This window comes from Streptomyces lancefieldiae (assembly GCF_031845825.1).
In the GTDB taxonomy this organism is placed as follows: Bacteria; Actinomycetota; Actinomycetes; order Streptomycetales; family Streptomycetaceae; genus Streptomyces; species Streptomyces lancefieldiae.
In genome coordinates this window covers 1-448 of sequence record NZ_JAVRFH010000332.1, presented here as the reverse complement: position 1 = coordinate 448, position 448 = coordinate 1, and the positions used below count along the sequence as shown (strand labels likewise).

The following is a 448-nucleotide window of genomic DNA, read 5'->3' as shown; positions in this document are numbered from 1 at the left end:
AAGAACGCTGGCAGGCTCACTCACTGCTGCTGATTACCATGTGCCACAACCGAATACACTACCGTCGGCCGCACTTCGGCGCGCGCGGGCCAGTGAGCCCGCGTAAGGACACGGAGGCTAGACCGCGCTACGGTGGTGCTTGCGCTGGGCTGCGAAGAACTCGGACCAGGAGATGACTTCGGGATGCTGTTTGAGCAGGGCACGACGCTGACGTTCGGTCATCCCGCCCCAGACTCCGAACTCCACGCGATTGTCGAGTGCATCGGCACCGCATTCGAGAATCACCGGGCAGTGCCTGCAGATCACCGCGGCTTTGCGTTGTGCGGCACCGCGGACGAACAATTCGTCCGGATCGGCCTGACGGCACCTCGCCTGCGAAACCCAGGCGATCCGGGCTTCGCCCTCGCCTCGGTGGACCAGGTTGGCGGCTGGGGCGGAAGCGTTCATC

General features: G+C 64.5%; 1 protein-coding gene. It reads right to left on the bottom strand.

From position 1 onward, the window contains the following. Positions 1-117: 117 nt before the first annotated feature. Positions 118-447: a WhiB family transcriptional regulator gene (locus RM812_RS42385; RefSeq protein ID WP_090430830.1), complete on the bottom strand. Its 330-nt coding sequence runs from the start codon at positions 445-447 to the stop codon at positions 118-120. Position 448: the final 1 nt, after the last annotated feature.

Bases quoted from the DNA above. Each gene is read 5' to 3' on its own strand.
- RM812_RS42385 (WP_090430830.1), bottom strand. From the start codon at position 447: ATGAACGCTTCCGCCCCAGCCGCCAACCTGGTCCACCGAGGCGAGGGC.